This is a genomic window from Pedobacter sp., from assembly GCF_045628745.1.
In the GTDB taxonomy this organism is placed as follows: domain Bacteria; phylum Bacteroidota; class Bacteroidia; order Sphingobacteriales; family Sphingobacteriaceae; genus Pedobacter.
Window position 1 is genome coordinate 1 of sequence record NZ_JAZQPU010000175.1, and the last position, 5,458, is coordinate 5,458.

Below are 5,458 nucleotides of genomic sequence, written 5' to 3' on the forward strand. Positions count from 1 at the left end.
AACTTACTACTTCCACCATTTATTGGGTTACAGGTCTCAGACTCCTGGGTGTGGACCACCATTGGCTTCATGATTACAACTGTTATTCTTCCATTTCTGGGCATCATTTCTGTAGTCCTTTCTGGTGATAACTTTACTGACCTGGGTAAGCGTGTGAATAAAAATGTCGGTATTGTATTAGGCATTATCATTATGTTAGGCATAGGACCGCTTATCGCTATTCCCCGCACTGCTGCAACCACCTTTGAGATCGGAATCCTACCTCATTTCCCATCCTTTAACCCAATCATAGCCTCTATTATTTTTTTTATTGTTACAGGTTTTTTTTCGCTGTCTTCTTCTAAAGTTGTAGACCTCATTGGCAATTATTTAACACCATTATTGATTCTTATCCTTGCATGCTTAATCGTAATGGGGCTGATCAATTCAACTGATGAACATTTTGTTAACCGATATACGAATATAGACGCCTTTTTAATCGGATTTCAGGAAGGGTACCAGACCTTAGACGTTTTAGCATCCGTAATTTTCGCAGGAATAATTGTGACGGCTGCAAAATCGAAGGGTTATCATACCACAAGGCAGAAAAAGGAAATTGTTATTGCTGCAGGTTTGCTTGCCGCTTTATTTTTGTTTTTTATCTACGGAGGTCTGGTATATCTGGGCGCTACTTCCAGCTATGAATGGTCTATAAACACAAAAAGAGCGCCCTTACTTTTAAATATTTCCGTTAGCCATCTTGGCGTTAACGGAACTTATGCCATGGCCATATGTATCGCACTGGCCTGCTTAACCACCGCTGTTGCGCTAACAAGCGCAGTAGGATCATTCTTTAGCGAATTAGTGAATCATAAAATAGGTTATAAAACCATTGTGATTGCTTGTTGTGTAATATCTTGTGTTTTATCCATTACAGGGGTAGATAATATTATCACCTATGCTTACCCATTTTTATCCTTTGTTTACCCTATAGTGATCACACTGGTTCTATATGTCGTTATATTTGGGCGGGTAATTAAATCCCCAAAACCCTATATGGGCGCCTTATTAGCTACATCTTTAGTGTCATTTGCAGGGCTGTTGAATAGTTTTGGTTTTGATGTACCTGTTTTAAACCAGGTTATTAAAAAGATTCCACTTGCCAGTTATGATTTGGCCTGGGTGGTTCCATCGTTAGTGTCTTTTATAATTTTTTTCCTGATAGAGAAGCTGAGGAAAAAACCAGAGATGGAACACCGTACTCCCCAATATAATTGTTAACCTCCGTCAATAATGTGCTAATTGCCAGATCAACTTTTTATAGGATATGAGAAAACAACTAACAAAACTTATTCGAGCAGCAGCCATCGTTTTACTAGGATCAACTTCAGGATATAGTCAGTCTACAGCTTATACAAAGTATGTTAACACATTTATTGGTACTGCGCCCCTTACCGATCCTAGAATACTGGGTTATGAGTTGCCAGATGGATGGAGATCATGGGCTGGGTTAACATTTCCGGGGAGTTCTATGCCTAATGCGATGGTTCAGCTTAGCCCGATGACAGAATATGGTTCCGGAGCCGGCTATGAATATGAAGACACCGTTATTTATGGATTTACACATACAAATAAAGGACACTGGAACCTTTGCAACATTCCAATACTGCCGGTTTCCAATCCAGGGAAAAACCTCTCTGCCTTAAACAAAGACAGTAAGTTTGGTTCATCATTTTCTCATCAAAGGGAAAGCGCAACTCCAGGCTTTTATCAGGTCTATCTCGACGATTATAATGTAAATGTGAGTCTGACGTCCTCCCTAAGAGCGGGTTACCACAAGTATGAATACAAAAATAACAGAGGAAGACAAATTCTATTTGACCTGGCCAAAGCCAATAATAAAGTCTCCAATTGGAGTATCGAAAAAGTTGGTACTTCGGTGTTACAAGGCTTTCAGCAGACTGGCGAAAAGATATATTTTTATGCCCAACTGAACACTGACATTAAAAGTTTAGACATACCAGAACAGGGTAAACCAAATGGGTATGCCATGGTTTACCTCGCCGACGGTAATAAAAAGCCCGTAGAACTAAAAATAGGCTTGTCGTTTGTTAGCATTGCCAATGCTAAACAAAACCTTCAAGCCGAAATAGGAGACAAGTCTTTCTCCGAGGTGGTTGCTGAAGGTACGCAGAAGTGGGAGACTTTATTGTCAACCATTCAGGTTAAAGGCGGAACAGAGAAACAGAAGCAGATGTTGTATTCTAGTTTATACAGATCGTTTTTATGGCCAGCCTTGCGAAGTGATGTGAACGGTCAATTCACAGATGCAAAGAATAACCTGGCCAAAGCAGATTTCGATTATTATACGGAGCCATCCTTGTGGGATACCTACCGGAACAAAGATGTGCTTTTAGGCATGATTTCGCCTGATGTAACCCTGAATGTAATTAAATCGATGAAAGATGTTGGGGAGAAAACAGGCTTTATACCCACCTTTTTTCATGGAGATCACGGCGCATCTTCTATCACAGGTGCCTACCTAAGGGGCATTGATGATTTCGATGTCAAAGCAACCTACCAGCTCCTGCTAAGAAATGCCAATTTACCAAATGGCGCCCGTCCGCACATTGCTGAATACATTGAAAAAGGCTATATCTCTGAACTGGATATTGCTAATCCACATGTAGAAACAAAGGGAACAGCAGGCGTGTCCAAGACACTGGAGTATGCCTATGACGATTATTCCCTTGCCCAAATGGCGAAAAAATTAGGCGACACAGCCAATTACAACATCCTCATGACAAGATCAAATAATTATAAAAATATGTTTGATCCAGGTACCAGATTTATGAGGGGCAGGTTAAAAAATGGCGACTGGATTAAAAATTTCGATCCTCAGTACCCTTATTACGAATATATGTACAGGGAAGCCAATGCATGGCAGATGTCATTCTTTGCACCGCATGATATGAAAGGCTTAATTGCCTTATATGGCGGAGAAAAAGGTTTTGAAGCCAAGTTAGATTCGCTGTTCACGGTGCCATGGAACCCGAAGCATATTGCCAGGAATGTGGAGACTATGATTGGGCAGTATTGCCATGGCAACCAGCCAGATCATGAAGCCCCTTTTTCTTATCACTTCATAGGCAAGCCGGAAAAGTCGCAGAAAATACTGGATACCATTATGAATAATTTATATGGCATTGGTGACGATGGTTTAGCACTTAGTGGAATGGATGATGCAGGGGAGATGTCGTCTTGGTATGTTTTCAGTGCACTTGGATTATACCCTTTTTCAGCAACGGATGCGGAATATATTGTTACTGCTCCACTTTTTGATGAAGTAAAATGGCGGGCCAACAATGGTAAAATGGTTACCATTATTAAACCTGGTAAAGGCCGTGCAATTACTTCCATTAAAGTAAACGGAAAGAAAATTGATGGTTATTTTGTGTCACATGATGTATTCCTAAATGGTGGTGACATCGAAATTATCACGAAGTAACATCGGGATACCTTTCAAAGAGCAGTTCAGCAGGTCTGTTCTGCACTTCTGTCCATTTAATGTGATGTTTGAACAACAGGTATTTGCTTCTTGCAAGCAATTGTTTCAAGGTATCCCCATTGGAAAGGCAAGTTTCTGAACATGGAAGCGATCAATTACCCGTGTGCATTCACAAAACATCGTTTAATAGCCAATTGCATGTTAGCGCCATATCCATGGTTACCTCCTGCACTCTTTTTCTGGATCGTTCGGGTACTCTCTTCAGGACAGCGATAATATCTTCAGCTACAGTACCTTTTACCATGGCTACAATAGCGCCTTTTCTGCCTTTGGCTTCTATGTTGGTTACAATTAGTATAGAATTCACCATTAGATAAAGCTGTTTCATCAATACTTAGCCTGGTGCTTACATTTTCTGAGAACAACATCCATTCATCCGCGTGTAATTTCTGGTCCCAGCTATCATACTCACTGATATGTTCTTTGTAGAACTCCTGAAGCTGTTTCCCCTCAACCTGGAAGTATTGCCCTAAATGATAGCAACTAATGGGGTGATTATCCAAATATCCCTTTTAAAAAAAGACCGAATTCCGTTGTCATTCGTGTCCCTTTTATCACTAAATCCCAGTCTCTGCTAATGATTGTTCCATCTTTAATTACGGTCCATCTTCGCCGTTTTACACATAATGCCACTTTATGGCCACGAATAGGAAAGTCTTGAATACGAGTCTCTGGAAAGAATCCTTTGGATTCCAGTTCATGCTTCTGGTAGCCACCAGGGGCGATATTCTTCTCTTCAAGGTAGATGTTAAATCCAATGGAATCTTTACCAGCCTTGGTTAACTCAAAATAATCCAGAATGCCTTCTGGCAATAAAAAACTTATTAATGTGTCGGTGGCCTGGTTCAAAATAGTAGCAGCTAGTAATCTTAATTTCTATACTGCAAAAGAAAGAAATTATTTACTTCCCCCCAAGAATTCGGATCAAGTCAAAAACTTGTGGAGCAAGTCTTATATTTTTAGCTTTGCTGTTTTAGATTTCTTACTTCATGCAGGACGGTTACCATTCTTTAATAAGCTTATTGCTCCCAGATTTCATTCTTGATTTTTTTGAACTTAAAGAAGTTCGGAAGGAAGAAGATGTATTTCATTTAGACCTTCAGGAAGTCAATACAACGCCGGATGTGCCTGATGGTGAGAAGCTGCTTTCAAAAGGTTTTTTTCCTACTATTACCGTTCAGGATTTTCCGATTCGCGGGCACAAGGTTTTTCTTCACATCAAACGCAGGCGCTGGCTGAATACCACTACTAATAAGGTTGCTTACCGGGATTGGAATATTGTTGCAGAAGGAACGCGAATAACAGAGGGATTCGCAGCTTTTTTAAAAGAGATCAGTCGATACCAACCCTAACTCAAGCCAGACTGTTGGTGGTTTTTATGGGGTAAAGGGAAAAACCCTGCAGCGTAACTACCGCCAGTCATTAAGTGGGTTCAAGGACTGGAATCAAAGATCTCATGCAAAAAAATGGCTGCTATACCCTGAGAACTTAGGGGCTCAGCTATCCATTGATGAAACTTCCTTGTCTCAGGGAGAACTTTATACCATACTTACCAATAAGGCTGCCAAGGGCAGAAAAGGCGCTATCGTAGCCATTATTGCCGGTACAAAGGCGGAAACAGTTATAGAAGTGCTTCAGAAAATTCCTGAAAGGCTACGCAGGAAAGTCACCGAGATTACCCTGGATATGGCAGGCAATATGGAGCTCATTGCAAAGCGTTGCTTCCGGTCAGCGGTACGGGTGACCGACAGATTTCATGTTCAGAAACTTGCTACTGAAGCGCTACAGGAAATGCGTATAAAGTATCGCTGGGAAGCTTTAGATGCAGAAAATGAAGCAATAGACCAGGCTAAAAAAGCCAAAACAGCCTTCCGTGCTGAAATACTTTCAAACGGAGATACCGTTAAACAA

5 protein-coding genes and 1 pseudogene are annotated in these 5,458 nt (G+C 40.8%); 4 read left to right on the top strand and 2 right to left on the bottom strand.

Going from position 1 to position 5,458, the window contains the following annotated elements; genetic code table 11:
- A partial coding sequence (gene brnQ, locus ACR2F7_RS06955; RefSeq protein WP_432712859.1) for a branched-chain amino acid transport system II carrier protein occupies nt 1–1,260 on the top strand: 1,260 nt, incomplete at its 5' end.
- A 46-nt stretch (nt 1,261–1,306) separates the two neighbouring features.
- Nucleotides 1,307–3,487 (top strand): GH92 family glycosyl hydrolase, encoded by a 2,181-nt coding sequence (locus tag ACR2F7_RS06960; protein WP_432712860.1) that lies wholly within the window; start codon nt 1,307–1,309, stop codon nt 3,485–3,487.
- Nucleotides 3,488–3,656: 169 nt separating this feature from the next.
- Here the strand turns inward: ACR2F7_RS06960 and ACR2F7_RS06965 are convergent, their stop codons facing one another.
- Together ACR2F7_RS06965 and ACR2F7_RS06970 are read right to left on the bottom strand one after the other, a co-directional pair.
- Nucleotides 3,657–3,857, bottom strand: coding sequence for a hypothetical protein (locus ACR2F7_RS06965; protein ID WP_432712861.1), 201 nt, complete (start codon nt 3,855–3,857; stop codon nt 3,657–3,659).
- A 185-nt stretch (nt 3,858–4,042) separates the two neighbouring features.
- Complete coding sequence (locus ACR2F7_RS06970) at nt 4,043–4,396, bottom strand: ISAon1 family transposase N-terminal region protein (protein WP_432712862.1); 354 nt, start codon at nt 4,394–4,396, stop codon at nt 4,043–4,045.
- A gap of 173 nt (nt 4,397–4,569) precedes the next feature.
- On the opposite strand from ACR2F7_RS06970, the gene ACR2F7_RS06975 reads away from it, so the two are divergent.
- Together ACR2F7_RS06975 and ACR2F7_RS06980 are read left to right on the top strand one after the other, a co-directional pair.
- Complete coding sequence (locus ACR2F7_RS06975; RefSeq protein WP_432712863.1) at nt 4,570–4,899, top strand: ISAon1 family transposase N-terminal region protein; 330 nt, start codon at nt 4,570–4,572, stop codon at nt 4,897–4,899.
- A 43-nt stretch (nt 4,900–4,942) separates the two neighbouring features.
- Nucleotides 4,943–5,458 (top strand): annotated as a pseudogene (locus tag ACR2F7_RS06980) (ISAon1 family transposase); the annotation flags it as partial.